The sequence below is a fragment of the Streptomyces sp. NPDC033136 genome, from assembly GCF_055578235.1.
Genome location: NZ_JBVIPD010000003.1, coordinates 172,006 through 197,936, shown reverse-complemented (window position 1 = coordinate 197,936; position 25,931 = coordinate 172,006). Strand labels below are relative to the sequence as shown.

Sequence of the window (25,931 nt, the reverse complement as noted above, 5' to 3'; positions counted from 1 at the left end):
CGAAGGAGAACCACCCACCCACCCCCCCCCCCCCCCCCCCCCCCCCCCCCCCCCCCCCCCCCCCCCCCCCCCCCCCCCCCCCCCCCCCCCCCCCCTGCCGCCGTATCAGGGCCCGCCCGGCAAGCGAGGGGCGAGCACCAGCATCGTGACGTCGTCCCGTACGTCCGGGCAGTGCCGGACGAGGTCGGACCACACCCGTTCGGCCAGGGCGGCCGGGTCCTCCTCGGCGAGGCCCGGCAGCCGCTCGGCCAGCGGGTAGAAGTCCCCGTCGGCGTCCCTGGCCTCGGTGACGCCGTCGGACGCCAGGAAGAGCCGGTCACGGGCGCGCAGCCGCACCGACACGGCCCGGGGCGAAGCGGCCTCGGCCAGGCCGAGACCGAGCGGTGTGCGCGGCTCGACGTCCAGCTCCACGGCCCGGCCGTCCCGCAGCAGCAGCGGCCCCGGCTGCCCGCACGCCACGATGCGCACCACCCGGGCGTCGGCGGAGAAGTCGAGCAGCACCGCCGTCGCGAACAGCTCGGCGTGCGGATCGCCCGCCGAATCCACCACCAGCCTCCGGTCGAGCCGGGCCGCCACGGCCTCCGGGTCCGGCTGGTCCAGCACCGCCTCCCGGAACGCCCCCAGCAGCGACGTGACCGTGGCCACGGCCGACAGACCGTGCCCCTGGACATCGCCCATGACGGCCCGTACGCCGTAGGGGCCCGCCCGTACGTCGAAGAAGTCGCCGCCGACCAGCGTCCCGCTCTGCGCGGCCCGGTACAGGCCCGCACACCGCACCGGCCCGACCTGCTCCGGCAGCGGCGGCACGACGGCCCGCTGCGCGGCTTCGGCGACGGCCCGCTCGGTGACGAGCTGCGCGTCCCGCCTGCTGCGGACGTACGACAGCAGCACACTCAGCACCGAGACGAAGGACACGGTCAGTACATCGGTGTTGCCGGGATCGTTCAGGTTGAAGGCGGGGACGCTCAGCACCAGTACCGCCAGCGCCCCGAGCACCGCCGTCGCCACCGGCCCGTGCGCCAGTACGGCCAGCGGCGGGATAGCGCCCAGCAGGAAGCCGATGTCGAGCGGCTCCGGACTGAGCAGCTCCGCCGCGCACACGCCCGCCAGCAGCGCCGACGGCAGCACCCGGGCCCAGCCCGGCGGCGGCGCGCCGCGCAGCCAGCCCGGCCGGTCCCGTTCAGGGGCCCGGCGGGACCGGCCGCGCACACTGCTCACACCACCACGCTGCTACGCCCGCACGCCCACCGCACGCCGGGCCCGCAGTCCACCGCATGCCGGGCCCGCACCGCCGCGAGTGGCCGTCGATCCCGGCGGGAAGGGCGTCCGCGTCAGCGCTCGCCGCGCACCCGGCCGGTGAACGTACCCGCGCTGGTGGTCACCTGCGGATCCCGGCCCGTGTACGTGCTCCCCACCTCGTCGATGGCGGGCGCGAAGCGGTCCTCGGCGTACAGCCCGGCGTCCGGGCCGATCGCGTAGTCGGCGCGGGCCGTGTGAAGCACCCCGTCCGTTGCCCGGCCGGGTCACCGGGGCGAGGATGCCGTCGGGCCTGAGCCGCACCTGACGGCCGTGGACGGCACCCATGGCGTGGACGTGGACGCTCGTCCGTCAGCAGAGAAAACCCTTGGCCGGGGCTCCAGTCGGAGTCCCCTTGAGACCGCTCAACCGGCTCTTGAGCGCTACTCGAGCGCAACCGGGAATGCGATGGACGGGGCCCCGGTGATCCCGTAGCGTGTGGCGCGTCACGCCCCGAGACCAGCGGAAGGAGGGCAGAGCCGTGCAGTTCACACCGTTTCCGCGCTCCCTCCCCGTTGTCCCGGCGTGCCTCGACTGACCGACCGGGAGCGCTCTGCGCACCATGCGTCCCGGAGGACACCCATGACCGATCCGGTCATCCGCGCGCTCGACACGAGCGACGCCGCACTCTTCGACACCCTGCCCGACCCGCTGCGCGCCCGTGAGGGCCACCGCCGGACCCGGCACCGCCCCGACTGGAAGCGGGTGGCGCTGCGCGACGGCCGCGTCGTCGCCCGCGGCGCATGGTGGGGCGGACCCGACGACAGCGAGCCCGTCAGCCTCAACTGGTTCGACGTGGCCGAAGGCGAGGAGGAAGCGGGCGCCGAACTCCTGCGCACCGCCCCCTGGCGGGTCGAACTGGAGCTGAACCTGCCCGCCGGCTGGCGCGACGACCCGGCGCTGCGCACCGCCGCAGAGACCCGTGTCACCGCCGCCCGCAAAGCCGGCTACGACCTCCTCGTCGAACGCCTCGTGTACCGCTGGACCCCCGACCGCGGCCTGCCCGAGCGGCCCGGGCGCCTCGAGTTCCGCCCCGAACCGGACGACGCCGTCTTCTTCGACGCGCTGCGCCGCATCCACTCCGTCACCCTCGACTCCCATGCGCTGAAGGCCATCGAGCAGGGCGGACTCGACCAGGCGGCCCGGGAGGAACTCGACTTCTTCCACTGGTGCCCCTCGCCGCGCGAGTGGTGGCAGGTCGCGTACACCCCGCAGGGCGAGACGACCGGCATCCACATCCCGGCCCACAACCCCTCGGGTCCGTGCGTCGGCTTCATCGGTGTCCTGCCGGACCAGCGCGGCCACGGCTACGCCTACGACCTCCTGGCCGAGTGCACCCATTTCCTGGCCGGCCAGGGCGCGGACTTCATCGCCGCCGCCACGGACCAGGGCAACTTCCCCATGGCCGCGAACTTCACCAGGGCCGGTTACCCGGTGGTGCAGGAACGGCTCAACTTCGACCCGCCGCAGGACGCCCCCGCGGCCTGACACGACCGGCCGCTCTCCGGCCGTTTCTTTCACCCCCGGCCCGGCCTTCGACGCCGTCCGCGACTGTTCGCAGGGAACTCGACCTGGCCGGGCAGGACTGCGACCGGCCCGGTGACGAGCCCCCTAGCGCGCGGCGCCGTCCAGCAGGTCCTGGGCCGCCGTGAGGACCTCGGTGACCCGGAGGCCGAACGCGGCGTCGCAGGCGTGCGGGCGGCCGGTCCGGGCGGCGGTGAGCAGGGCGCCCGCGGCCCGCATCAGGGCGGGGACCGCTCCGTCGGAGCTGTCCGGGAGGACGGTGACACCGGCCTCACCGCGCAGCTCCACGGCGGCACCGGTCGCGGCGGGCGGTGCCGTCAGACTCAGGGTGAGGGTGCTCGACGCGCCACCGGCGTGGTCGAGGACGACGTGCGCCGTGTCCCCGGGGCCGTACGCCGCCGCCGTCACGCGCCGCACGTCGCCCAGCACCGGCAGCAGCACGGACAGGGCGTGCGGACCGACGTCCCACAGGGCGCCCTTCTCCCGCCGCCACGGCGTCGCGAAGGGGCTCTCGCTGGTGAACACCGCCCCGAGCCACTGCGCCCGCCCCGTGAACCAGCCCGGCACCGCCGCCTGCTCGGCGATCCACGCCTCCGGCTCGGGCTGGAAACGGGTCGTGAAGAACACGACCGAGGCGACCCCGGCCTCCGCGGCGGCCTCGACCACGGCCCGTCCCGCCTCCACGGTCGGCGCGAGGGGCTTGTCGAGCAGCAGATGGCACCCGGCCCGCGCCGCCCGCGCGGCGAGCCCGGCCTGCACCTCGGGAGGCAGCGCCACGGCGACCGCGTCCACGTCGGCGAACAGCTCGTCCACGTCGTCGTACGCCCGGACGCCGTGCCGCTCGGCCAGTTCCTTCGCCGCCTCGGGGCGGCGTCCCCACACACCGGCGAAATCGAGGTCGTCGTGCCGGCTCAGGGCGGGTGCGTGGGCCATCCGCGCCCACGGGCCCGTGCCGAGCAGTCCTATGCGCATGCCGCCGCCTCTCAACAGTGACCGGACGAAGAGCGTGCCATACGCCAACGGCCGACGGACGGGTGGGGGACGCGCACCACAAGGACGGGCACCGAGGGAGCGGTCGGCCACTACGTCGCGATGACCAGGGCGACCCACCGGCTCGTCGGCCTCACGCTTTCCCGGCACGGCTCCGGCCGGGGCCGTGGTGCGGGCCCCGGCCGCAGAAGCCTCCGAGTCCTACGCGGCGAGCTCCTTGCGGATGCGGTCCAGCATGAACGCCGACGACTCCCGGGCCCGCTCCTCCCAGGCGAAGACGCATGCCGTGGCGACCCCGTCGAAGCCCAGCCCGCGCAGGGTGCCGAAGAAGGCGTCCCAGTCGACCTCGCCCTGGCCGATGTCGAGGTGCTGGTGGATCCGGGCCGGGGTGCCCGGCGGGTTGAGGATGTAGCGCAGGCCGCTGGAGCCCTTGTGGTTGAAGGAGTCCGCGATGTGCACGTGCTGGAGCTTGTCACCGGCGTAGCGCATCATCGCCGCGATGTCGGCGCCGACTTCACAAGCCCCGGAGAGGTGGAAGGAGTGCGGGGCGCAGTACAGGTAGTTCACCCACGGTTTGTTGATCGCGCGGACGAGATCGACGGCGGGGGTGTTCTCCTCGCAGAAGTCGTCCGGGTGGGCCTCCAGGTTCAGAGCGATGCCTTCGCGCTCGAACACCGGCAGCAGTTCCTCCAGCGAGCGCCAGAAGGCGGCCTCGCTCTCGGCGGCACGCTCGGGGCGGCCGTTGAACTCCGAGTTCATCAGCGGACATTCGAGCTCGACAGTGATCTCGATCATCCGCTTCCAGTAGTGGACGGCGGCCTGCCGCTCGGTCTCGTCCGGCGAGGACCACTTGTACAGCGGCAGCACCGAGGACAGCTGCACGCCGTGCCTGCGCAGCGACTGCTTCAGCTCCGCCACCCGCGCATCGTCCGCACGCGGGTGCAGGAAGAACGGCATGAAGTCCTCGCGCGGCGACAACTCGATGTACTCATAGCCGAGTTCGGCGACCGTGCGCACCATCTCGTCGATCGGCAGGGCGCGGAACATGTAGGGGTCGAGGGCGATCCTCACGCGGTGCCTCCGTAGAACGCGGGGCGGGGCTTCATGTCGGTGGTGACGGTCTCGCCGCCGGTCTCCAGGGACCGGACGGCGGCGTCGGTGATGACGGTGGCGGCGTAACCGTCCCAGGAGGACGGGCCGGTGGGCTCGGCGCCGGCCGCCACCGAGGCGATCCACTCGCGGAACTCGGTGTCGAAGGCCTCCGCGAACCGGTCCTTCCAGTCCTGCAGCACGCCCGTGCCGTGCCGGGCGGCGGTGCGGATTCCGACGGCGGCCGGGTCGGGCAGCCGGACCAGGCCGTCCTCGCCGACGACCTCGCACTGGATGTCGTAGCCGTACTGGCAGTTGACGAAGACCTCCAGGTCGATCCGGACGCCCTCGGACGTCTCGAAGATCATGATCTGCGGGTCCTGAAGGTGTGGGAACCGTTTGCTGGTGGCGCGCGGGGCGACCACCTGCGCGGAGACGATCTCGTCGTCGAGCAGCCAGCGCAGCACGTCGATCTCGTGCACGGCGGTGTCCTGGGCGGCCATGGCGGAGTGGTACGACTCCGGCACGGTCGGGTTGCGGTGCGCGCAGTGCACGATCAGCGGGGTCCCGAGCGAGCCGGTCGACAGGATCTCCTTCATCTGCCGGTAGCCGGCGTCGAAGCGGCGCATGAAGCCGACCTGCACCAGCCGGCGGCCGTGCGCCCGCTCGGCCTCGACGATCCGCAGACAGTCCTCGGCGGTCGTGGCCAGGGGCTTCTCGCAGAACACCGGCTTGCCGGCGGCGATCGCGGTCAGGACGTGCTCGGCGTGCGTGGGCCCCCAGGAGGTGACGAGGACGGCGTCCACGTCGGGGGAGGCGGTCAGGTCCGCTCCGATGGGCAGTGCGGTGGCTCCGGTCCGGGCCGCCACCTCGGCGGCGCGTTCGGCGTCGATGTCGCTCACGGAGGTGACGGCCGCCCCGGTGACGACCTCGGTGAGCCGCCGGATGTGGTCCTGGCCGATCATTCCGGCGCCGATGACGCCTACACGTACGGTCATGGTGAACTCCTCGCGGAAGAATTGCAGAAGGTCAGGAGAAGCGCGTGCGGAGCTCGGCCTCGAGAGTCTCCAGGGTGCGGCCCTTGGTCTCGGGGACGTAGCGCCCGCTCGTAACCGGCCTGGACCAGCTCGTCGAGGAAGCGGGTGTACGGCACCTGGCGCTCGTCCTCGGGGAAACCACACGCCCCACGAGTCGGGGGCGGAGCCGAGGCACAGGGTGCCGACGGTCGTACGCAGCGGGGCTGGCACCGTTGCCATGGTGAGTGTCCTCCGGGAAGAGGCGGGGGGTGACCGAAGAGCTGATGCGCTCTACTAGCGCGCTCTAGTTCGAGTACGATGACCCCTGTTCAAATGTCATGTCAATAGCTTGCTGCTGGGAGATCGCGGTTCCCCGTGCGGGGAGCCGTGCGGTTCCCCGCACGGCTCTGCGTGCGGGCCACCCCGTATGGTGGGCGGCGTCGGAGGGTGGGGTCACAGGTGGATGCATCGGGCAGGCAGCGGCCCACGATGGCGGACGTCGCCGAGAAGGCGGGTGTGTCCCGCGCGCTCGTCTCGATCATCTTCCGCAACCAGGCGGGAGCCGGCCGGGAGACCCGGGAACGGGTCCTGCGCGTGGCTGACGAGATCGGCTACCGGCCCGACAGCGCCGCCCGGCTGCTGGCCCGCGGACGCAGCCGCACGCTTGGCGTCATGTTCACCGTGCACCAGACGTTCCACACGGACCTCATCACGGGCATCTACCCCGAGGCCGAACGGCTCGGTTACGACGTCCTGCTGTCCGGGGCGACCCACGGCCGCAGCGAGGCCAAGGCGGTCGAGGCGTTGCTCAGCCACCGCTGCGAGGCGGTGATCCTGCTCGGCCCGGACGCCGAACCCGCCTACCTCGACGAGCTCGGACAGCGCACGGTCGCCGTCTCGGTCAGCCGCCGAGTGTCCCAGGCCCGGGTCGACGTCGTGCACTCCGCCGAGGGCAAGGGTGTCCGGCAGGCCATGGACCACCTGGTGGAGCTGGGGCACCGCCGGATCGTGCACATCGACGGCGGACGCGGCCCCGGTTCGGCCGAGCGGCGCCGTGCCTACCGTGCCGCGATGCGCCGCCACGGTCTGCAGGCCGAGGCCCGGGTGATCCCCGGCCACCACACCGAGGAGTCCGGCATCGAGACCGGCCGCCTGCTGCTGGCCGAGCGCGACAGCGGGCGGCCGCTGCCGACGGCGGTCCTCGCCGGCAACGACCGCTGTGCGATGGGTCTGCTGATGGCCCTCACCCGGGCGGGCGTCGAGATCCCGCGCGACCTGTCCGTCGTCGGCTACGACGACAGCCACCTCTCCCACCTGATGCCGATCGGCCTCACCACCGTTCGCCAGGACTCGGTCCTCATGGCCGAGCACGCCGTCCGGTTCGCCGTAGAGCGGCTGGACAACAGAGAACTGGAGCCGCGGGAGGCGGTGCTGGACCCGAAGCTGGTGGTACGGGGGACGACCGGGCCGGTCCCGCGCTGACGGGAACCGGCCCGGCGCCCGGCCGTCGGCCGACCGCTAGCGCGTGCCCTTCTTCGCGAACTCCGCGACGCTGTCCACGTTGTCCTTCGTGACGAAGGCCGGACCGGTGAGCACGGGTGCGGTGCCGCCGCCGCTGACGTTGCCGTTGGTCTTGTAGAGCCAGAGGGAGTCGACGGCGAGGTAGCCCTGCAGGTAGGGCTGCTGGTCGACGGCGAAGTCGATGCTGCCGCCCTGGATGGCTCCGACGAGGTCCTTGTTGAGGTCGAAGGTGGCGACCTTCGCCTTGCTGCCGGCGTCCTTCACCGACTGCACGGCGGTCAGGGCGATCGGGGCGCCGAGCGTGACCACCTGGTCGATGGAGGAGTCCTTCTGGAGCTTGGCGGTCAGCGTCGACTTCACGGAGGGCATGTCGGTGCCGTTGACGTACAGGTTCTCCGTCGTGCCCTTGAAGCCCTTCTTCAGGCCGGCGCAGCGCGCCTCCAGCGCGACCTGGCCCTGCTCCTGGATCACGCAGACGGCGTGCTTGGCGCCCTGCTGGTTGAGACGCTCGCCGAAGGCCTGGCCGGCGATGGTCTCGTCCTGGCCGAAGTACTGGAGCATGCCGAGTTCCTGCCAGTCGTCCAGGCCGGAGTTGAAACCGACGACGGGGATTCCGGCCGCCTTGGCCTTCGCCACCACCGACTTCATGGCGTCGGGCTTGGCGGCGGTGAGCGCTATGCCGTCGACCTTCTGGTCGATGGCGTTCTGCACAAGGTTGGCCTGGTTCCCCGCGACCGGGTCGCTGGAGTAGACGAGCTTGATGTTGTCCTTCGCCGCGGCGGCCTTGGCGCCCTTGCGGATCAGGTCCCAGAAGGTGTCGCCGGGTGCCGCGTGGGTGATCAGGGCGACGGTCATCCGCGGCGTGGTGGCCTTGCCCGCGATGGAGTCGGTGCCGCCGGCCTCGGAGTTCTTCCCGCCGGAGCCGCTGGAGCAGCCGGTGGCGAGCAGTGTGCCCACGAGGACGGCGGTGGTCAGGGTGGCGGCTCTGGGGTGTCTGCGCATGTCGGATGCACCTCACTGTGCTGGAACTGGGGGAGCCGCGCCCGGTCCGGGGAGGCGGGCGGTGGGTGGGTGCCCTGGGCGGCGGCGGTGGTCGGGGTCTGCGCGGTCCTGGGTGAGGACCTGCGTACTCGGTGACTGAAGCGCGCCACTAGCGCGCTCTAGTGGCAGGTACTATGCGGGCGCCCCCGGGGGATGTCAACAGCTATGTCAGGACGTACCAACAAATCGTGGAGCGGGTGTGGTGGCCGAGGGTGTGCGGGCCGCGAGAGCGGCAGGGCCGCCCGTGCGTGCCGGTGGCGAACGGCGCGCACGGGCGGCCCCTGGCCGGTGGGTCCCGCTCAGCTCTCCGATCCGTTGATGTTGACCATCCACGGGACGCCGAAGCGGTCCGTGCACATGCCGAACACGTCGCCCCACATCTGCTTCTCCAGCGGCACCGACACCGAGCCGCCCTCGGACAGCTTCTCCCAGTAGCCGCGCAGCTCGGCCTCGTCGTCGCCGCTGAGGCTCACGGAGAAGGGGCTGCCCTGCCCGGTCTCCAGGCCCGGCGGGTTGTCGGCGCCCATCAAGGTGAAGCCGCTCGGGGTCTCCAGCATGCCGTGCATGATCTTGTCGGCGTTGGGGGCGTCCGCCTGGCCGAAGTCTCCGTAGCTGTTGAGGGCGAGGGTGCCGCCGAAGACCTCCTTGTAGAACTCCATCGCCTGGCGGGCCTCGCCGTCGAAGGTGAGGTAGGGGTTGAGTCGCGAGACCATGAAACCTCCCGTAAGGGAACAAAAGTGGCATGTCTCGCGCAGTGTAACGCCGGGCACCGGCAACGGCTCGCCGAGCGTGCCGCGCCCTGGGCCGGGCGGCTCACGCCTCGTCGGACGCCGGGTTGTTCCAGTCGTACGGGCCGCCGCCCTGCCACTCGATCAGCTCGGTGTCGTCGACGGCCGTGTCGGTGGGGGGCAGGCCCTCGCGGTGCAGCAGGTCCAGTACGTCGAACAGGCTGTAGGCGACGCCCATGTTCTCGCCGTGGATGGTCACCAGCCGTCCGCCGTCCGTCGCGGGCGGCTGCACGACCACAGGGGGTTGACCGTCCATAGCCCCACCATGCGCCCGCGGCGGCGGCTTCGCAGCTCGATGGCGTCCAGAAGCGGTACGAGCGGGTCACGGGGCCTCGGGACGCGGGCGCTCTGTGCGCCGGTGACAAGGTGCGCTCCGGATGCTGAGTTCTCATCAGCACTCCCTGAGAACCCTCGCGCCGCAGCCGTAGCGTCCGTGGCATGGACATGAATCACAGGAGCAGAGGGAAGTGGCGCGGTGCCGCACTGGCGGTGCTGCTGACGGCGGGGACGCTCACGGCCGCCGCCCCGGGCGCCCGCGCCGACGGAGCGCGGACCGAGACACCGGTGACCTCGACGTCGCCGGTGACCGGGGTGACGGAGTCGGTGGTGCGGGTGAAGGTGCCGCTGCCCGAGGCGGCCGGGCCCCGTCCGGCCGCCTGCGACTGGCTGTCGTACCTGCGCTACCGATCGGCCGGCGGCCCGGCCGCCTCGGCGGACGCGGACCGGATCCTCGTCGCCCAGCCCGGCATCCTGGAAGGCGCGGGGGCGTTCGACAGCGTCGCCCGCAACACCGTGGCGCGGGCCGCCGAGCAGGGCCGGCACATCGAGTTCTGGGCGCTGGACCGGCGCTCCAACTGCCTGGAGGACCGCACCGGCATCGCCTCCGGCGACCAGCACACGGCCGTCGACTACTACTACCGCGGCAAACAGGTCGGCGGCCGGACCTTCGGCGGCTTCGCCCGCAACGCCCAGCTGGGCTGGATGGCCAAGCTCGGCATCGAGCAGACCGTGCGGGACCAGTACGACCTGCTCGCCGCCGAGCTGCCGAGCCAGACGCAGCGCAAGCGCAAGGTGCTGTGCGGCGGGCACTCACTGGGCGGTGTGATCACCGGGTACTTCGCCGCCGCCGACTTCGACGGCGACCGCACCACCACCGCGGACGCCGGGTACAACCAGTGCGCCGGCTACTTCGCCCTCGACACGACCGTCTCCACCTCGCTGGCCGACCTCAGCGGCAGCCTGCCCGACGACACCAACCTGCCCGACATCGGCCTCGGGTACGGCGTGGTGCAGGCCGGGCTCGACAGCGGGGTGCTGCCGCGCACGCTGTCCGCGCCGGTGCTGCTCAACCCCGAGACCATGACCCTGCTCGGGATCGCCGGGCTGGGCGCGCTCAAGGCCCCGGACGCCGAGGCGGACCTGCCGCGCTACCTGCCCTCCGGCGTCAACATCGAGGCCACCCACCGCTTCCTGTTCTCCAAGGACACGGCCGCCTTCCTCACCGGCAAGCCCGCCGTGAAGGACTTCCGGCTCACCAACGCGGCGGTGGTCGGGGCGCTGCTGGACGACAACTCCGTACCGCTGGCCTTCCTGCAGACCAGCGTCGGCTTCTTCGACGGCGGGCCGATCGCCGACAAGAGCTTCCCCGTGGCCAACGGCGGCACACAGCAGCCCGGGCTGTACGGCACCGCCTACAAGGCCATCCCGGACCGGCCGCAGGGCCCGCTCTACACCTGGCGCAACTACGACCGCGTAGGCGATCCCGACGACCCCGGCCACCGGTCGGCCGACGGCACGCCGTTCACCGGCCCCGGCGAGGAGGTCACCGATGTCCGGCAGCTGGCCCGCAGCCTGGCCGAGCAGCCGCTGGACTTCACCGAGCAGTACTTCCCGACCAAGCTCGTGACGGACATTCAGATGTCCACCTCACCGCAGGTGAAGAAGCTCGTCGTCCATCCGGAGGGGCTCAAGGCCAACCCGGTGCTCACGGTCCTCGCCGGTGAGGGACTGCTCGCCGGCCGGGTCCCGCCCGAGCTGCACCCCGTGGTCGCCGACGGCTACCAGCACCTCGACGTGCTGACCGCCGCGCCCGAGCAGAACAACGGCAGGCCCGAGCCCGTCTCCACCAGCCTCGCCGGGTTCGCCCGCGCGCCGCGCTGAGGCCCGGCGGACACACCCGGGGCCCGGGAGGTTCTCCTCCCGGGCCCCTTCGTGTGCCGGTGCGGCCGGAACGTGCTGCCGGTGCGGCTAGAGCTTGCCCGCGGCGAACGTGGCCGCCGTGTCGGCGTCGTCCCGGTAGCCGAGGTGAGCCCCGACGTCCCCGCCACCGTTCTCGCAGACGGGGTCGCCCTTGGCGCAGATGTCGAAGGTGCGGCTCTGGTAGGTGCCGGTGACGCTCTTGCCGAGGGCGCGGATCGGGTTGCCGAACAGCAGCACCGCGGCGACCTTCGGCTCGACCGAGGCGGGCAGCGTGGCCACGATGGGGCTGCCGACCACCGCGCCCGCACTGCTGATGCCGATCGAGTTGTCGACGACATTCGCGCCCTGCGAATAGCCGACCAGGACGAACTTCTGGTTCGGGCAGGCGGCGGCCTGGCTCTTCACGTGGTTCACCAGGTCCAGGTTGCCCTGGGCCGCGGACGTCGGGGAGAGGTCGGCGGGGTAGTTCACCTTGTAGCTCGTCAGGCTTTTGCCCGTCACCTTCTTCTGCAGGGCGGAATACACCGGGTCGCCGACGATGAAGCCGAGAGTGCCCGGCTCGAAGGTGCCGCGAGCCGAGACGAGTTCCACGTCCGAGCAGGCCGCTGCGGCGACCGGGGGAGCCGAGAGGGTGGCAAGCCCTGCCCCGCCGGCTAGCGAGAGCGCGGCGAGACACAAGCGGATACGCATGGGGGATCCTCCGCGGGTGAGGCGCGTGGAGCGCCTTCGGAAAAGGACGGCCCGAACGTATTCGCTTTCCCGTGCCGGATGTTATGGACGGGATTATGGAAACACCGCGGATTTTTGTCCCCCGTTGAGTGCCGGAAATCAGTCCCGGCGCGTGTGCAGGGATTCCGCGCGCAACGCCAGAATGAGATCCAGACGGGTTTCCGGATCGTGCAGGGCATCGCCGAAGAGCTTCTCCAGCTGACGCAGGCGATAGCGGACCGTCTGCGGGTGGATGTGCAGCCGAGCGGCGACGTCCGGCACGTTGCTGCCGCTGAGCAGCCAGGCCAGCAGCGTCTCGGCGAGCCGGTCGCGCTGCCCCGCCGAGACCGAGCCGAGCGGGGCGAGGGCCCGTTCCCGGAGCCGTCCGAGCAGCGGCTCGTCGCCGTGCAGCAGCAGCGTCGACAGATGCTCGGAGCAGTGCACCACGCCCTGGCGGGGCAGGACCCCGCGCCCCATCAGCCCGAGTGCGCGGGTGGCGAGGCGCAGCGACTGCGCGGCATCGGTGACGGCGACGGCCGGGCCGACGGCGGCGGGCCGGCCGCGCAGCGCCAGCGTGAACGCCCGGCCGAAGCTACCGGAGCCGTCCGGGTCGGGCACCAGCATGCGCGGCGGCCGGGACTCCATGTCCACCAGCGCGCCCGCCGCCGCCAGCGGCCGGTCCTCCTCCCGCCGGTCCGGCGCCGACGCGAGCGCCACGACGGCGACGGTCCGCGGCACCGGCCAGCGGACGCTGTGCGCCAGGTCCTGCACGGCCTCCAGCGCCACCGGCCCGTCTTCGAGGAGCAGATCCAGCAGCCGCCTGCGGCGCCGCTCCAGCTCGTCGGTGCTGCGCAGCTGGGCCTCGGCGTAGCCGGCCGCGGCCGCCTGGGCGACCTCGTGCACGGTCCGGAACGCCAGCTCCCCGAGCCCGGCCACGACCGCCGTGTCCAGACCCAGTTCCTCCGCCGTGCGGCCCATCTGCCGCCAGGCGTGCAGCCCGCCGACCCGCAGCGCGGACTGCAAGGCGTCCAGGCTGCGGCCCTCCAGGGCCTCGCCGCGCCCGAGTTCGTAGTACGTCGCCGCGATCGAGCTCACGTCGTCGCGCTGGTCGGCGATGTGGTCGACGAACAGGGTCAGCGCCTGTACCACCCCGGACCGCAGATTCCGGCGGTACGCGCCGTCGGCGGGACGCGCGTACTCGGGGACCTGGCGGCGGACCTCCTCCTCCACCTCGTCGGCGACGGCGGGCAACTGGCCACGCAGCAGCTCCGCCAGCTCGGGCGGGATCTGCGACGTGCCCGGGCGGTCCGGCACGCTGTGCGGAGTCGGCACAGCCATCACGGACACTCCTTTCGGCCGGAAGCGACTCACCCGCGGGCTGTTGCCAGTGGGACGAGTGGGTAGTCCGGTGTTGGACGGACGACCCCTCCGCTCCGTTCCGTGCCCCGATGGCATCCCCGTCACTCCGGCACACCCAGCGCACCGGCGAGGATAGGCCATGACGCGGTGAACTCGGGCTTCCAGTGGGCCCAGTCGTGTCCTCCTCCCCGGTAGAAGTGGGTGGTCGCCCGTACACCCAGGAGGGACAGCGTGCGGGCGAAGCCCTGCGCCGAGGGCCACAGGGCACTCTCCAGCACCCCGGGCAGCGGATCGCCGCTGCCGCCGCCCAGTCCGCTGCCCTGCGAGACGTACAACGCGGTGCCGCGCAGCCCCGTGGCGCGGGCGCGCGGGTTGAAGTCCCGCCAGGTCAGGAGGTTGAACAGCGGATTGCCCCACAAGGACGCCGCCGGCAGGTTCTCGCGGGCCACGATCGCGTCCATGATGGCGGGAACACCGGGGGCGGTGGTGTCGAGGACGCCGCTGTAGGAGGCCGCGGCGGCGAACGCCCCGGGATGACGGGCCGCGTGGGCCATCGCCCCGTACCCGCCGGTGGAGACCCCGGCGACCGCCCGTGTGCCGGACGCCCGGTAGTCCCGGGCCAGCAGCGCCGGCACCTCCTTCACCTGGAACGTCTCGTAGTCGGGGCCGTCTCGCCAGACACTGGGGATGCCGGTGGGGCCCGCGTCCGGCATGGCCACGATCAGGTCGCGGCCCTCGGTGAAGGCCTCGATGTCCGTCTCGCGGGTCCAGGACGTGTAGTCGTCGTGCGCGCCGTGCAGCAGGTACAGCACGGGGTACTTCTTGTCGGGCCGCGTACCGAAGTCCGACGGCAGGATCAGCCGGACCGGCGCGCTGCGGCCGAGCGCGGCGGAGGGCACGGACACGTCCAGCGTGCGCGGCCCGAGACGGGTGGCCGCCCGGGCGCGGCCCGTGCCGCTCGCGGCCCCGAACAGGACGGCGAGACCGGCGGCGGCCGTCGCTCTGACGGCAGTGCGCCGGGACACTCCGGCAGTGGACTTCGGCGGCAGGTCGGGCATGGCGGCTCCTCGGGTTGCGTGTTCAGGGGGCCCGCTCGGCGAGCACCCGGCTCAGGTGGGCGGCGATCTCGTCGACGTACGGCGGATCGAGCAGTGACAGATGGTGACCGGACACGGGCACGACCTCCAGACGCGGGCAGACCTCGTCCCAGCCCAGCGCCTCGTCGTCCCGCTCGTACGCCGGGTCGCGCACGGTGTGGGGCGCGGTCTCGGAGGCCCGGTAGAGGACCACCTGCCCGTCGTAGCCACCGGGCCGGTGGTCCTCTCCGATGCTCATGTCCAGGTACGAGGCCCGCTGGTGCTCCAGCGCGGCGGGCGGCACGTCGGCGGCATCCCGCAGTGTCCGCAGCACGGCTTCGATGCGGGCCCGGTTGTCGTCCATCGCCACGAGCTCGTCGTACGGCAACTCCAGCGCCACGCCGTAGATGTCGGCGACGTGGCGGGCGAAGCCCTCGAAGTGCGCCCGGATCCGGGCGGCGCGCGTCAGCCCGGGGCGGGGCAGGGGCCGTACGGAGTCGATGAGCACGACCAGGTCCACGTCCCGCCCGGCGGCGGTCAGGTGCCGGGCGGTCTCCTGGGCGACGAAGCCGCCGAAGGACCAGCCGCCCAGCAGGCAGGGCCCGTCGGGATGTGCCGCGTCGACCGCCTCGGCGTAGCGCCGGGCCTTCTCGGACACGGTCCGGGCGTCCTCGATCCGCTCCAGGCCGTACACCGGCTGGTCGCCGCCGAGGCGTTCGGCGAGCGCCCGGTAGACGGAGACGGGGCCACCGGCGGCGTGGACGAGGAACAGCGGGGGCCGGGAGCCGGTGGCGCGCAGGGGGCGCAGCGGAGTGTCCTCCCGGGGGAGGGCGTGCTGGATGCGGGTCGCGGCGTCCTCGACGGTGACCGCGGTGAACAGGTCGCGCAGGGGCACTTCGATGCCGAACTCACGCTCCACGGCGGTACGGATGCGGACGGCCATCAGTGAGTCCAGTCCGAGGTCCGCCAGCGCGGTGTCCGGGGCGATGCGGGCGGGGGAATGGCCGGTGACGGCGGCCATGTGGTGGGTCAGGCGGGCCAGGACGGTGGAGGGCGCCGCCGGCTCGGCCGGGTGTTCCTCCGAGGCCGGGGCCGAGGCGGGAGCCGGAGCCGGAGCCGGAGCCGGAGCGGGGGCCGGACCCGGAGCCGGGGCCGTGCGTGGGGCTCGCCCGTCCGTCCACCAGTGCCGTACGTGCCGCCACCGGGGCAGGGGCAGGTCGATGACCCGGCCGGGTGGCACGGGCAGGCGTTGCCCCGCCGCGTACAGCGCGCCCACCTGCGCGGCGAACGCCTCCGGCCCGTCGGCGTCCCGGCGCAGCGTGGCCAGGGCGAGGGCGCCGGGCACGGTGTCGGTGACGGCTCCCGTCAGCACCGGGTGGGGCGAGATCTCGACGAACGCCGTCAGCCCGTCGGCCGCGGCCGAGGCGAGGGCACGGTCCAGCCGGACGGGACGCCGCAGGTTGGCCGCCCAGTGCTCGGCGTCGAAGGCGCAGTCGCCGCGGGGATCGTCGAGGACGGTCGAGTGGACCGGGACACCCGGCCGCCGGCCCCGGATGCCCGACAGCGCGTCGACGAGTTCTGGCAGCAGCCCGTCCACCTGCGGCGAGTGCCCGGCCCCGACGACCCGCATGGCCCGGGCCGCCCGGCCCTGCCCCTCCAGCCGGCGCACCAGCCCGGCCACCGCCGCCTCCTCTCCGGTGACGACCTTCTGCCGGGGGGAGGAGTGCACGGCGACGTGCACGTCCGGGAAGTCCCGTTCCAGCGACTCCAGTTCGGCGTCGTCGAGGTCCACCACGGCCATGGCCCCGCCGCGCAGCCCGCTCAGCAGCCGGGCCCGTACGGCGATGACCCGCGCCCCGTCGGCCACGTCCAGCGCGCCCGCGCAGACGGCCGCCGCCACCTCGCCCATGGAGTGGCCGATCACGGCGGCGGGCTCGACACCGTACGAACGCCACAGCTCGGCGAGCGCCAACTGCATACCGAACAGTACTGGTTGGGCGACCTCCAGACGGTCGAGGCCGGACCCGGAGGACACATGGTCGTACAGGGACAGGCCGCACTCCGGCGCGAGCTGCGGGTCGAGCTTCTCGATCGCGGCGGCGAACGCGGGTTCCTCGGCCAGCAGCCGGCGCCCCATGCCCGGCCACTGACTGCCGTAGCCGGAGAAGACCCACACCGGGCCCCGGCCCACGCGGTCACGGTCCCCTGTCACCACGCGCGGGTGCGGGTGCCCTGCCGCCAACGCGTCCAGTGCCCCGGTCAGGTCGGCTCGGTCGCGGGCCACCACGGCGGCCCTCACGGGGCCCCGGCCGGTGCGTCCGGCGAGGGTGCGGGCCACGTCGGCCGGGTGCGCGGCGCTGTCGCGCAGCCAGTCGGCGAGCCTGCCCGCCGTGTCGCGGACCCGCTCGGCGTCGAGGTCGGAGAGCAGATGCAGGCGCGCGGCCGGCCGTGCGGGGGCCAGCCCGGGCGGTCCCTCCTCCAGCACCACATGGGCGTTGGTGCCGCCGAAGCCGAACCCGGAGATCCCCGCGAGCGCGGTGCCGCCGTAGCGGGGCCATGGCTCCGGCTCGGTCACCACCCGCAGCCGGGCATCGGTGAGGGAGCTGCCCGGCTCGCAGTGCAGGGACGGCGGGATGCTGTCGTGGTGCAGCGCCAGCACGGTCTTCACCAGACCGGCGACGCCCGCCGCGGACTCCAGATGGCCGAGGTTGCCCTTGACCGACCCCAGCAGCAGCGGCTGGTCCGGGTCACGTCCGGCGCCGAGCACCGCACCCAGCGCACCCGCTTCGATCGGGTCGCCCAGCGGCGTGCCGGTGCCGTGCGCCTCCACGTAGTCGACGTGCGCCGCGGTCAGCCCCGCCCGGGCGTACGCGCTCTCCAGCAACGCCTGCTGGGCGGCCGGGTTGGGTGCCATGAGGCCGTTCGAGCGGCCGTCGGAGTTGACGGCGGTGGCGCGGATGACGGCCAGGACGCGGTCGCCGTCCCGCTCGGCGTCGGACAGCCGCTTCAGGATCACCGCCGCGCAGCCCTCGCCGCGCCCGATGCCGTCGGCCGCGGCGGAGAACGGCTTGCACCGCCCGTCCGGGGCGAGGGCGCCCGCCCGGCGGAAGGCGACCGTCACGGCCGGCGACAGCAGCAGATTCACGCCCGCGGCGATCGCCGTGTCGCTCTCGCCCGTGCGCAGGCTGACGCAGGCGTGGTGCACGGCGACCAGGGAGGACGAGCAGGCCGTGTCGACGGCCAGGCTCGGCCCCCGGGTGTCCAGGACGTAGGCGAGCCGTCCGGCCGCGATGCTCAGGGCGCCCCCGGCCGGTGCCCAGGGATCGACGGCGTCCGGATCGGCGCCGGTGAGCTGCCCGTACTCGGGTGCGGAGATGCCGACGAACACGCCGGTGGCGGTGCCCGCCAGGGACCCGGCCGGTACGGCGGCGTGGTCGAGTGCCTCGTGGACCACCTCCAGCAGGATCCGCTGCTGGGGGTCCGTCACCGCGGCCTCGCGCGGGGTGATGCGGAAGAAGTCCGCGTCGAACCCGGCGATGTCGTCGAGGTAGCCGCCGTAGGGGTGTGCGTCGGCGGGCGGGAAGGCGGTGAAGTCGCGCCAGCGGTCCTCGGGGACGCGCCGGATCGCGTCGGCGCCCCCGCTCAGCAGCCGCCAGTAGTCGTCCGGGCCGTGCACCCCGCCGGGCAGGCGGCAGCCGACCCCCACGACCGCGACCGGTTCGGCCATCCCGCCCTGCCCGGCCGCTGCGCCCGGCGCCCGGGCGGACTCGGTCATCGCGCCGGACAGCCGCGCCACGAGTGCCTCCCCGGTGGGCGTCTCCCACAGCAGCGTCGCCGGCAGCTCGCGGCCCGTGACACGGGACAGCTCGCCGGCCAGCGCTACGGCGTCCCGGGAGGCCATGCCGAGGTCCGTGAACGGCCGGTCCATGGGCACGTCCTCGGGGGACGTGCCGTTCCAGGCGGCCACCCGCTCGGCGATCAGCCGGCGCAGCGCGCCCTCGTCGACGTGGCTCATCCCGCGGCACCCGCCCGGGCCTGCCCGCCGTAGGCACCCTCCTCGTAGCGGGCCCGGGTCAGCGCCCGCGACACCTTTCCGCTGGAGGTACGCGGCACCGTGCCCGGCGGCACCAGGATCACGTCGGCCAGCCGCAGCCCGTGCCGGACGGAGACGGCACCGCGCACGGCACGCACCACCCCAGGCACGTCCAGCTCGTTGAGGTGCGCGGTCCGCGCGTGCTCGGCCACGACGACCACCCGCTCATCACCGGCGGCGCCCGGCACGGCGAACGCCGCGAGCCGGTCCCGGCGTACCGCCGCGTGCGCGTCCTGGGCGGTGGCCTCGACGTCCTGCGGGTAGTGGTTGCGGCCGTCGACGATGATGAGATCCTTCAGCCGCCCCGTGACGAGCAGCTGTCCTTCCAGTACGGTCCCCAGATCGCCCGTGCGCAGCCAGCGGCCCGGACCGGCCGAGGCGTCCGCGAACTCCGCGCCGAAGACGTCATCCGACTCGCGGTTCCAGTAGCCGCCGCCCACGTTCGGCCCCTGCACCCAGATCTCCCCGACCTCGCCCTCCGGCAACAGGACCCGCGTCACCGGATCGGCGACCCGGACCCGCTGGCCCGCCGGAGTGCCACAGCCCGCCAGCAGTACCGCACGGGGATCGTCCGGCCGCGCGGGCAGCGCCTTCCCGGTGGCCAGGGCGTCCCGGTCGAGCGCGAACCGGCTGAGCGGATGACCCGGCCGGGCCGCGCACACGAACACGGTGGCCTCGGCCAGCCCGTACGACGGGCAGTGCGTCTGCGGCGCCAAACCCTGCCCGGCGAACGCCGTGTGGAAGCGGTCGGCCGTGCCGGGGCGCACCGGCTCACTGCCGTTGATCAGCGCGGCCACCCTGTCCAGCCGCAGCCCCTCCTTCTGCTCGGCGGTGACGGTCGCGGCGCAGTAGTCGTAGGCGAAGTTCGGCGCGGCGCTCACCGCGTTCGGATGCGCGGCGAGCAGCCGCAGCCAGCGCACCGGCTCGTGCAGGAACGCCGCCGGGTCCATCAGCGCGGACAGCAGCCCGCGCACGACGGGGGCGGCGACGCTGAGCACCAGCCCCATGTCGTGGTAGAGCGGCAGCCAGCCCACGCAGGTCAGCGGGCGGGTGTCGGCACCGTAGGCACTCAGCGCCTGGCGGGCGTTGGCGACGACGTTGCCGTGACTGATCCGCACGCCCGCCGGGGCACGGGTCGAACCGGAGGTGTACTGGAGGTAGGCGGTCGCCTCGGGGTCCGGGGCGACCGGTCGCCAGTCCCGGCCCGCCTCGTCGGGCACCTGGTCCGCGACGAGGATCCGCGGCCCGTCGGCACCGAGGAAGTCCCGCAGCTCGGCCCGGGCCCGGCTCGTGGTGACGGCCACCGAGGGACGCGCGTCGGCCAGGACACCCGCGAGCCGGTCCGCGTGCCCGGGCAGACCCGGCGGATACAGCGGCACGGCGACCAGCCCGGCGGCCAGGGCGGCGAGGAAGGCGGTGACGTACTCCGTGCCCTGCGGGCACAGCAGCGCGACCCGGTCACCCGGCCCGGCCTGCTCGGCGAGCCGTGCGGCGAGCGCCCGCACCCGCACGTCCAGGCGGCGCCAGGTCAGGGTGCGGTGGACACCGCGCGAGTGCGGCGTCGGATGCTCGACGAAGGTGAACGCCCGGCGGTCCGGGGTGGTCTCGGCCCAGTGCCGCACGTACTCAGGCAGCGTGGGGCACTCGGTCGTGAGCGGGGGACGGCGGTTGTCCATCAGGCGGGGCTCCTCACGGCGCGGGTCGGCCTACGGGTCGCAAAAAGGGGTGGCCAGGGGCCTTCTGACGGGTCTGCGCAGCGTCGCGACGCCCGGCACGCACTCCCCCGAGCTCCCGGCTTCGCTCGAGCAGGGGGGACCTCCGTGCCGCACGGCGCGCAGGGGGGCCGGGTGGCTCCGCCACAAGCCCCGGCGCACCGCACGCCGATCGCACGCGCCGAATGCCGCTGCCTTCTCCTGCGGAGATCCATCACGAGGCCCTAGAGCGGGATGTTGCCGTGCCGGCGTTCCGGCATCGGGGCACGTTTGCCGCGCAGTGCGCGCAGGGCGCGGCAGATCTGCTCCCGCGTCTCGCGCGGCGCGATGACGGCGTCGACATAGCCGCGCTCGGCGGCGAGGTACGGCGTGCCGTGGGTGCGCTCGTACGCGGCGAGAAGGCGGGTGCGCAGTTCCTCCGGGTCGTCGGACGCGGCCAGTTCGCGCCGGTGCAGGACACCCACGGCCCCCTCGGCGCCCATGACGGCGATACGGGCGGTGGGCCAGGCGAGATTGACGTCGGCGCCCAGGTGCTTGGAGCCCATCACCGCGTATCCGCCGCCGAACGCCTTGCGCACCACGACCGTGACCTTGGGCACGGTCGCCTCGGCGTAGGCGTACAGCAGCTTCGCCCCGCGCCGGATGATCCCGGCCTGCTCCTGCCGGACCCCGGACAGGTAGCCGGGCACGTCGGCGAAGGTCAGCAGCGGGATGCCGAACGCGTCGCAGAACCGCACGAACCGCGCCGCCTTCTCGGAGGCGTCGATGTCGAGGACCCCGGCGGAGTGCAGCGGCTGGTTGGCGACGACGCCCACTGAGCGGCCTTCGACGCGGGCCAGGGCACAGATGATGTTCGGGGCGAACAGCTCCTGCACCGGCAGCAGTTCACCGTCGTCGACGACCGCGCGCAGGATCTCCCGCATGTCGTAGGCCTCGCCCAGCCGGTCCGGGACGACCTCGTCGAGCCCGGCGCCGGGCGGCGCGTGTCCGGGGGCGTACTCCGGGGGCCGTTCCAGGTTGTTGGCCGGGAGGTACGACAGCAGGTCCCGCACGGTGTCGAGGGCGTCCTCCTCGTCGGCGGCCAGGAAGTGGGCGTTGCCGTTGACGGTGTTGCTGGTGCGGGCGCCGCCCAGTTCCTCGGCGGTGGTGCGTTCGCCGGTGACCGTCTCGATGACGTCGGGGCCGGTGACGAACATGTGCGAGGCGCCGTCCACCATCACGGTGAAGTCGGTGATCGCCGGCGAGTAGGCGGCACCGCCCGCGCACGGGCCCAGGACGACCGAGATCTGCGGGATCACCCCGGACGCCTTGACGTTGCGGCGCACCAGCTCGGCGTAGAGGGCGAGTGAGGCGACGCCCTCCTGGATACGGGCCCCGCCCGAGTCGTTCAGGCCGATCACCGGGCAGCCGGTCTTCAGGGCGAGCTCCATCAGGGCGACGGTCTTCTCCCCGAAGGCCTCACCCATGCTGCCGCCGAACACGGTGGAGTCCTGGGCGAACACGCACACCGGGCGCCCGTCGACCGTGCCGTACCCGGTGACGACACCGTCGCCGTACGGGCGGCGGGCGTCGTGCCCGGCGGGCCGGGCCCGGACGAACAGGCCCGTCTCGGTGAAGGAATCCTTGTCCACGAGCCGTTCGATCCGCTCCCGGGCCGAGAACTCCCCGCGTCTGCGCGGCCCGCCCGGGGCAACCGCCTGGTCCCGGCGGTGCTCCAGGCCGGCGACGCGTTCCGCGGTGCCGTCGCGTACCTGCGACGCTGTCTCCGCCGGACCGGATGCTGTCACCTCTGTGCTCACAACCACCTCCGAAGCGGTTTTCGAATATGGCAGCGAGGAGAGGGGGTGCCGTGCGCATCAGCGTTCTTCGTGGGGGAGATGAGTCCTCACGGGCGAGGTTTCATCCCCGCGTGACAAGGGAAGGTCCGGCGGCCACCGAGGTCCGGCGCGATTCAGTCGCCCGATTGCTGAATACGTTCTCCTTCTTCTATTGGACCCCCGGCCCCACGGCGTCCAGGCTGGAGTGCACCATCGCCCGACAGCCGGAAGAGGTCACGAACCCATGCACACCCGCCGCATCGGTGACGTCGAGGTCAGCGCGATCGGCCTGGGCGCGATGCCCATGTCGATCGAGGGACGACCGGACCAGGAACGCTCCCTCGCCACTCTCCACGCCGCGCTCGACGCCGGTGTGACCCTGATCGACACCGCCGACGCCTACCACCGGGACGCCGACGAGGTCGGCCACAACGAGACCCTGATAGCCAAGGCCCTCGCCTCCCACGACCGGGGCGGCGACGTCCTCGTCGCCACCAAGGGCGGACACCTCCGCCCCGGGGACGGCAGCTGGACGCTCGACGGCAGCCCCCGCCACCTCAAGGAGGCCTGCGAGGACTCCCTGCGCCGGCTGGGCGTGGAGGCCATTGGCCTCTACCAGTTCCACCGTCCCGACCCGCGCGTCCCCTACGCCGAGTCCGTCGGCGCGATCCGGGAGTTGCTGGACGAGGGCAAGATCCGCATGGCCGGCATCTCGAACGCGAACCCCGAGCAGATCCGGCAGGCCGACGACATCCTCGGCGGCCGGCTGGTCTCCGTGCAGAACCAGTTCTCCCCGGCCTTCCGCTCCAGCGAGCCGGAGCTGCGCCTGTGCGACGAGCTCGGCATCGCCTTCCTGCCCTGGAGCCCCCTCGGCGGGATCTCGAAGGCCGGCGGACTCGGCTCGGGTCACGCGCCCTTCGCCCGCGTCGCCGAGGCGCACGGCGTGAGCCCGCAGCGCGTCTGCCTGGCGTGGATGCTCGCCAAGTCGCCCGTGGTCGTCCCGATCCCGGGCGCCAGCCGCCCCGAGACCATCCGCGACTCGTTCGCCGCCACCGGCCTCACCCTGACGCCGGCGGAACTGGCGGAGCTGGACGCCGCCTGAGCGGACCATGAGACCCGGGAGCGGCCACGCGCCGCCCCGGGTCTCATGCTGCGGACGCCCGGCGACGGCGCCGCGCGATGCAACGTGCTGCACCGCAGCCAACCGGTCACATCCGATCAGTTCTCGTCAAATCCGCCCCAGGTGAGAAAATCGTGTGAATGTTTCCACGTGGTTCGGGCATACGCAGCGAAAACAGAGAGAGGGGCGCTACGTGCTTGTACCGGACCGGAAGATCGTCAGGGAGTTGCTGACGCGGTACGCGTCGCTGAGGATCGCTCAGTCGGAGAGGCACGTGCCGACGGCGGCACGCGAGCTGGAGGACGTCAGCTACACGCTGTGCGTGATGATGGGGACGTCCGACATCAGCGACGCCATTGCCAAGGCGGACGTCCTGCTGCTCACCGAGGGACGGCCCGATGCCGCCGACGCGGACGGGGAGAACGGCCTGACGCTGGTCGGCTGACAGTCGGTGAGGCCCGGCACCGACCGGGCACCTCGCCTCGGCGGCCCCTTCCCAGGGGCCGCCGAGGCGTTCGTCCGCCCGTGGAACGCCGTGCGGTACGCGTGCGGCGTGGTGCCGACCACCTTGCGGAACCGCTCCCGGAACGCCGTGGGCGAGCCGAACCCCGCCTGGCGCGCGATCCGCTCGACGGAGTGGCCGGTGTTCTCCAGCAGGTACTGGGCCCGCCGTACCCGCGCCCGCAGCAGCCACTGCAAGGGCGTGGTGCCGGTCTGCTCGCGGAAGCGGCGGCTGAAGGTCCGCTCGCTCATCCCCGCCCGCGCCGCCATCGCGCCGAGCGTCACCTCGTGCGCGAGGTGGTCCTCGATCCACTCCAGCAGCGGTTCGAGCGCTGAACCCCGGGGCACGGGCGGGTGCTCGTGCACGATGAACTGGGCCTGGCCGCCCTCCCGTTCCAGCGGCATGACCGACATCCGGGCGATGTTCGCCGCGACCGCCGATCCCAGGTCGCGCCGGATCATGTGCAGGCACAGGTCCAGCGCGGCGGCGGCACCGGCCGAGGTGAGGATCTGCCCGTTGTCGACGTACAGCACGTCCGGGTCCACCTCGACCCGCGGGAACCGGCGGGCCAGCTCGCCCGCGGCCACCCAGTGCGTGGTGGCGCGCAGCCCGTCCAGGAGCCCGGCCTCCGCCAGCACGAAGGTGCCCACGCACACGGACGCGATCCTGGTACCGGCCTCGGCCGCTTGCCGCAGGGCCGCCAGTACCCGGGCGGAGGGCGGACCGGCCTCGGGCGAGCAGCCCGGCACGATGACGGTGTCGGCCTCCGCCAGGGCCTCCAGCCCCTGGTCGACGCGCAGGGTGAACCCGCCGTCCGCGCGCACCTCCGGTGTCTCGGCGCAGAGCCGGACCCGGTAGGCGGGCCGGCCATCTGGAAGGCAGGTCCAGGCGAACGTCTGCTGGGGCGCCGCCATGTCGAACGGCACCACTCGGTCGAGGACCAGGATCGCCACGGAGTGCATGACCGCCACCCTAGGCGCGTTCCCGCCAGCGCTGTGACGCGGGGACCGGAGCGGGGCCGGAGGCGGAGGCGCAGGTCAGGCGGGTTGGCGAGAATCCGTTGGAAGCTGTCGTTTCAGCCCATGGGCGATCACGCCCGGGCTTCCTAGCGTGGGCCCGGCACGGTTGATCGCATTCATGGAAAGAGTCCCGGTGACCAAGATCCTGCTGTCCCTCCATGTCCTGGCCGCCATCGTCGCCGTCGGCCCCGTGACCGTCGCGGCCAGCATGTTCCCGCCCGCGGCCCGCCGTGCGGTCCCCGGGGCAGGGGCCGGCCCCGACCCGTCGGCGGTCGGCACGGTCGCCCTGCTGCACCGCATCTGCCGCGTCTACGCCGGAGTCGGGCTGTCCGTCCCGGTCCTCGGGTTCGCCACCGGCGCCGCTATGGGCGTCCTGGGAAGCGGCTGGCTCGTCACCTCCATCGCGCTGACCGCCGCGGCCGCCGGCGTCCTGGCCGCCTTCGTCCTGCCCCGCCAAGAGGAACTCCTCGGTCAACTGAAGGGCGAGCAGGCCGTCGACCACCGGAACACGGTGCAACTCGCCATGCTCACCGGCATCTTCAACCTGCTCTGGGCCACGGTCACCGTCCTCATGATCGTCCGGCCGGGTTCCACGACGGGAGCCTGAGCGCCGCGCGTTCGCCTGTCACGGATGTCCGGTCTGCGTCAAGTCATCCCACGGAATTCACACTCCGGGATACCGTGCCGCCTACACTCGCAGTCTCGCCCCGCAGGGGGCCGACGAGCAGAAAGGCACGTTGACGGGTGTTCCAGGATTCCCCCATCTACGACCGACTCATCGCGGAGCGCGGCGATGTACCCGCACAGGTGCGCCGCGAGGCCGAACGTGTGAGCCGGGAACTGGAGCTGGTCATGCGGCCCTCACAGTCCCTCGGCTACGACCGCCCGCACGCCCCCGGCACCGGCTGGCAGCGCACGGGCATGCTCCCCGGCCCGCGGCCGCAGTGAACCCGGCAGCGGGCCGGGGGCGGGGGGGGTCCAGGTGCCCCCTCCCCAAACCAGCGCTTTTGCACCATTTGGGGGAGAAGGAAAGACCAGAAAGAGACGGGGCAGCAAATCGG

General features: G+C 73.1%; 20 protein-coding genes and 3 pseudogenes. 7 read left to right on the top strand and 16 right to left on the bottom strand.

Translation table 11 applies throughout. The features are described 5' to 3' along the window. Nucleotides 1-105 precede the first annotated feature (105 nt). A complete protein-coding gene (locus ACZ5TL_RS06570; protein WP_468588266.1) occupies nt 106-1,218 on the bottom strand; it encodes a PP2C family protein-serine/threonine phosphatase in 1,113 nt (370 codons plus the stop codon). A gap of 116 nt (nt 1,219-1,334) precedes the next feature. Continuing rightward, nucleotides 1,335-1,469 (bottom strand): annotated as a pseudogene (locus ACZ5TL_RS06565) (glycosyl hydrolase); the annotation flags it as partial. Nucleotides 1,470-1,878: 409 nt separating this feature from the next. Between ACZ5TL_RS06565 and ACZ5TL_RS06560 the strand changes: the two are divergent. After that, on the top strand, nt 1,879-2,784 hold the full coding sequence (locus ACZ5TL_RS06560; RefSeq protein ID WP_468588265.1) for a GNAT family N-acetyltransferase: 906 nt from the start codon (nt 1,879-1,881) through the stop codon (nt 2,782-2,784). A 123-nt stretch (nt 2,785-2,907) separates the two neighbouring features. Here ACZ5TL_RS06560 and ACZ5TL_RS06555 read toward each other — a convergent pair whose 3' ends face one another. From ACZ5TL_RS06555 to ACZ5TL_RS06540, 4 genes and pseudogenes are all read right to left on the bottom strand, one after another. After that, nucleotides 2,908-3,792 (bottom strand): Gfo/Idh/MocA family protein, encoded by an 885-nt coding sequence (locus tag ACZ5TL_RS06555; RefSeq protein ID WP_468588264.1) that lies wholly within the window; start codon nt 3,790-3,792, stop codon nt 2,908-2,910. Nucleotides 3,793-4,011: 219 nt separating this feature from the next. After that, entirely contained in the window at nt 4,012-4,881 is an 870-nt protein-coding gene (locus ACZ5TL_RS06550) for a sugar phosphate isomerase/epimerase family protein (protein ID WP_468588263.1), read from the bottom strand. Continuing rightward, the gene (locus ACZ5TL_RS06545; RefSeq protein WP_468588262.1) at nt 4,878-5,897 is read right to left on the bottom strand and encodes a Gfo/Idh/MocA family oxidoreductase; all 1,020 of its coding nucleotides are present in this window, start codon (nt 5,895-5,897) and stop codon (nt 4,878-4,880) included. Before ACZ5TL_RS06545 ends, ACZ5TL_RS06550 begins: the two co-directional genes overlap by 4 nt. Before the next feature lie 107 nt (nt 5,898-6,004). Then, nucleotides 6,005-6,155 (bottom strand): annotated as a pseudogene (locus ACZ5TL_RS06540) (2-keto-myo-inositol dehydratase); the annotation flags it as partial. A gap of 249 nt (nt 6,156-6,404) precedes the next feature. On the opposite strand from ACZ5TL_RS06540, the gene ACZ5TL_RS06535 reads away from it, so the two are divergent. Further along, nucleotides 6,405-7,397, top strand: coding sequence for a LacI family DNA-binding transcriptional regulator (locus tag ACZ5TL_RS06535; RefSeq protein ID WP_468588261.1), 993 nt, complete (start codon nt 6,405-6,407; stop codon nt 7,395-7,397). Nucleotides 7,398-7,433: 36 nt separating this feature from the next. Here ACZ5TL_RS06535 and ACZ5TL_RS06530 read toward each other — a convergent pair whose 3' ends face one another. The 3 genes from ACZ5TL_RS06530 to ACZ5TL_RS06520 form a co-directional block, all read right to left on the bottom strand. Further along, nucleotides 7,434-8,438 carry a substrate-binding domain-containing protein gene (locus ACZ5TL_RS06530; RefSeq protein ID WP_468588260.1) on the bottom strand — a complete coding sequence of 335 codons (1,005 nt, stop codon included), beginning with the start codon at nt 8,436-8,438 and terminating at the stop codon, nt 7,434-7,436. A gap of 338 nt (nt 8,439-8,776) precedes the next feature. Further along, nucleotides 8,777-9,190: a VOC family protein gene (locus ACZ5TL_RS06525; protein ID WP_468588259.1), complete on the bottom strand. Its 414-nt coding sequence runs from the start codon at nt 9,188-9,190 to the stop codon at nt 8,777-8,779. A 100-nt stretch (nt 9,191-9,290) separates the two neighbouring features. Continuing rightward, on the bottom strand, nt 9,291-9,521 hold the full coding sequence (locus tag ACZ5TL_RS06520; RefSeq protein WP_468588258.1) for a hypothetical protein: 231 nt from the start codon (nt 9,519-9,521) through the stop codon (nt 9,291-9,293). A gap of 182 nt (nt 9,522-9,703) precedes the next feature. Between ACZ5TL_RS06520 and ACZ5TL_RS06515 the strand changes: the two genes are divergently transcribed. Beyond that, nucleotides 9,704-11,425, top strand: a complete 1,722-nt coding sequence (locus ACZ5TL_RS06515) for a hypothetical protein (protein ID WP_468588257.1) — start codon at nt 9,704-9,706, stop codon at nt 11,423-11,425. An 87-nt stretch (nt 11,426-11,512) separates the two neighbouring features. On the opposite strand, the gene ACZ5TL_RS06510 is transcribed toward ACZ5TL_RS06515, so the two are convergent. The 6 genes from ACZ5TL_RS06510 to ACZ5TL_RS06485 form a co-directional block, all read right to left on the bottom strand. Continuing rightward, the gene (locus ACZ5TL_RS06510; protein WP_468588256.1) at nt 11,513-12,154 is read right to left on the bottom strand and encodes a cutinase family protein; all 642 of its coding nucleotides are present in this window, start codon (nt 12,152-12,154) and stop codon (nt 11,513-11,515) included. 138 nt (nt 12,155-12,292) lie between these two features. Beyond that, entirely contained in the window at nt 12,293-13,510 is a 1,218-nt protein-coding gene (locus ACZ5TL_RS06505) for a PucR family transcriptional regulator (protein ID WP_468588255.1), read from the bottom strand. A gap of 122 nt (nt 13,511-13,632) precedes the next feature. Continuing rightward, complete coding sequence (locus ACZ5TL_RS06500) at nt 13,633-14,589, bottom strand: alpha/beta hydrolase (protein ID WP_468588254.1); 957 nt, start codon at nt 14,587-14,589, stop codon at nt 13,633-13,635. 22 nt (nt 14,590-14,611) lie between these two features. Beyond that, nucleotides 14,612-18,622, bottom strand: a complete 4,011-nt coding sequence (locus ACZ5TL_RS06495; protein ID WP_468588253.1) for an acyltransferase domain-containing protein — start codon at nt 18,620-18,622, stop codon at nt 14,612-14,614. Continuing rightward, nucleotides 18,619-20,376: a fatty acyl-AMP ligase gene (locus tag ACZ5TL_RS06490; RefSeq protein ID WP_468588252.1), complete on the bottom strand. Its 1,758-nt coding sequence runs from the start codon at nt 20,374-20,376 to the stop codon at nt 18,619-18,621. The genes ACZ5TL_RS06495 and ACZ5TL_RS06490 overlap by 4 nt, the downstream gene beginning before the upstream one ends. 260 nt (nt 20,377-20,636) lie before the next feature. After that, on the bottom strand, nt 20,637-22,211 hold the full coding sequence (locus ACZ5TL_RS06485) for an acyl-CoA carboxylase subunit beta (RefSeq protein WP_468588251.1): 1,575 nt from the start codon (nt 22,209-22,211) through the stop codon (nt 20,637-20,639). A 262-nt stretch (nt 22,212-22,473) separates the two neighbouring features. Between ACZ5TL_RS06485 and ACZ5TL_RS06480 the strand changes: the two genes are divergently transcribed. Together ACZ5TL_RS06480 and ACZ5TL_RS06475 are read left to right on the top strand one after the other, a co-directional pair. Next, nucleotides 22,474-23,331 carry an aldo/keto reductase gene (locus ACZ5TL_RS06480; RefSeq protein WP_468588250.1) on the top strand — a complete coding sequence of 286 codons (858 nt, stop codon included), beginning with the start codon at nt 22,474-22,476 and terminating at the stop codon, nt 23,329-23,331. Between the two features lie 154 nt (nt 23,332-23,485). Further along, nucleotides 23,486-23,794, top strand: a complete 309-nt coding sequence (locus tag ACZ5TL_RS06475) for a DUF5133 domain-containing protein (RefSeq protein ID WP_468588249.1) — start codon at nt 23,486-23,488, stop codon at nt 23,792-23,794. Nucleotides 23,795-23,850: 56 nt separating this feature from the next. Here the strand turns inward: ACZ5TL_RS06475 and ACZ5TL_RS06470 are convergent. Then, a pseudogene (locus ACZ5TL_RS06470) lies at nt 23,851-24,813 on the bottom strand (GlxA family transcriptional regulator); the annotation flags it as partial. A 190-nt stretch (nt 24,814-25,003) separates the two neighbouring features. Between ACZ5TL_RS06470 and ACZ5TL_RS06465 the strand changes: the two are divergent. Both ACZ5TL_RS06465 and ACZ5TL_RS06460 read left to right on the top strand, forming a co-directional pair. Further along, nucleotides 25,004-25,477, top strand: a complete 474-nt coding sequence (locus ACZ5TL_RS06465; RefSeq protein WP_468588248.1) for a hypothetical protein — start codon at nt 25,004-25,006, stop codon at nt 25,475-25,477. Between the two features lie 137 nt (nt 25,478-25,614). Beyond that, nucleotides 25,615-25,818, top strand: a complete 204-nt coding sequence (locus tag ACZ5TL_RS06460) for a hypothetical protein (protein WP_468588247.1) — start codon at nt 25,615-25,617, stop codon at nt 25,816-25,818. The last annotated feature ends 113 nt before the right edge of the window (nt 25,819-25,931 follow it).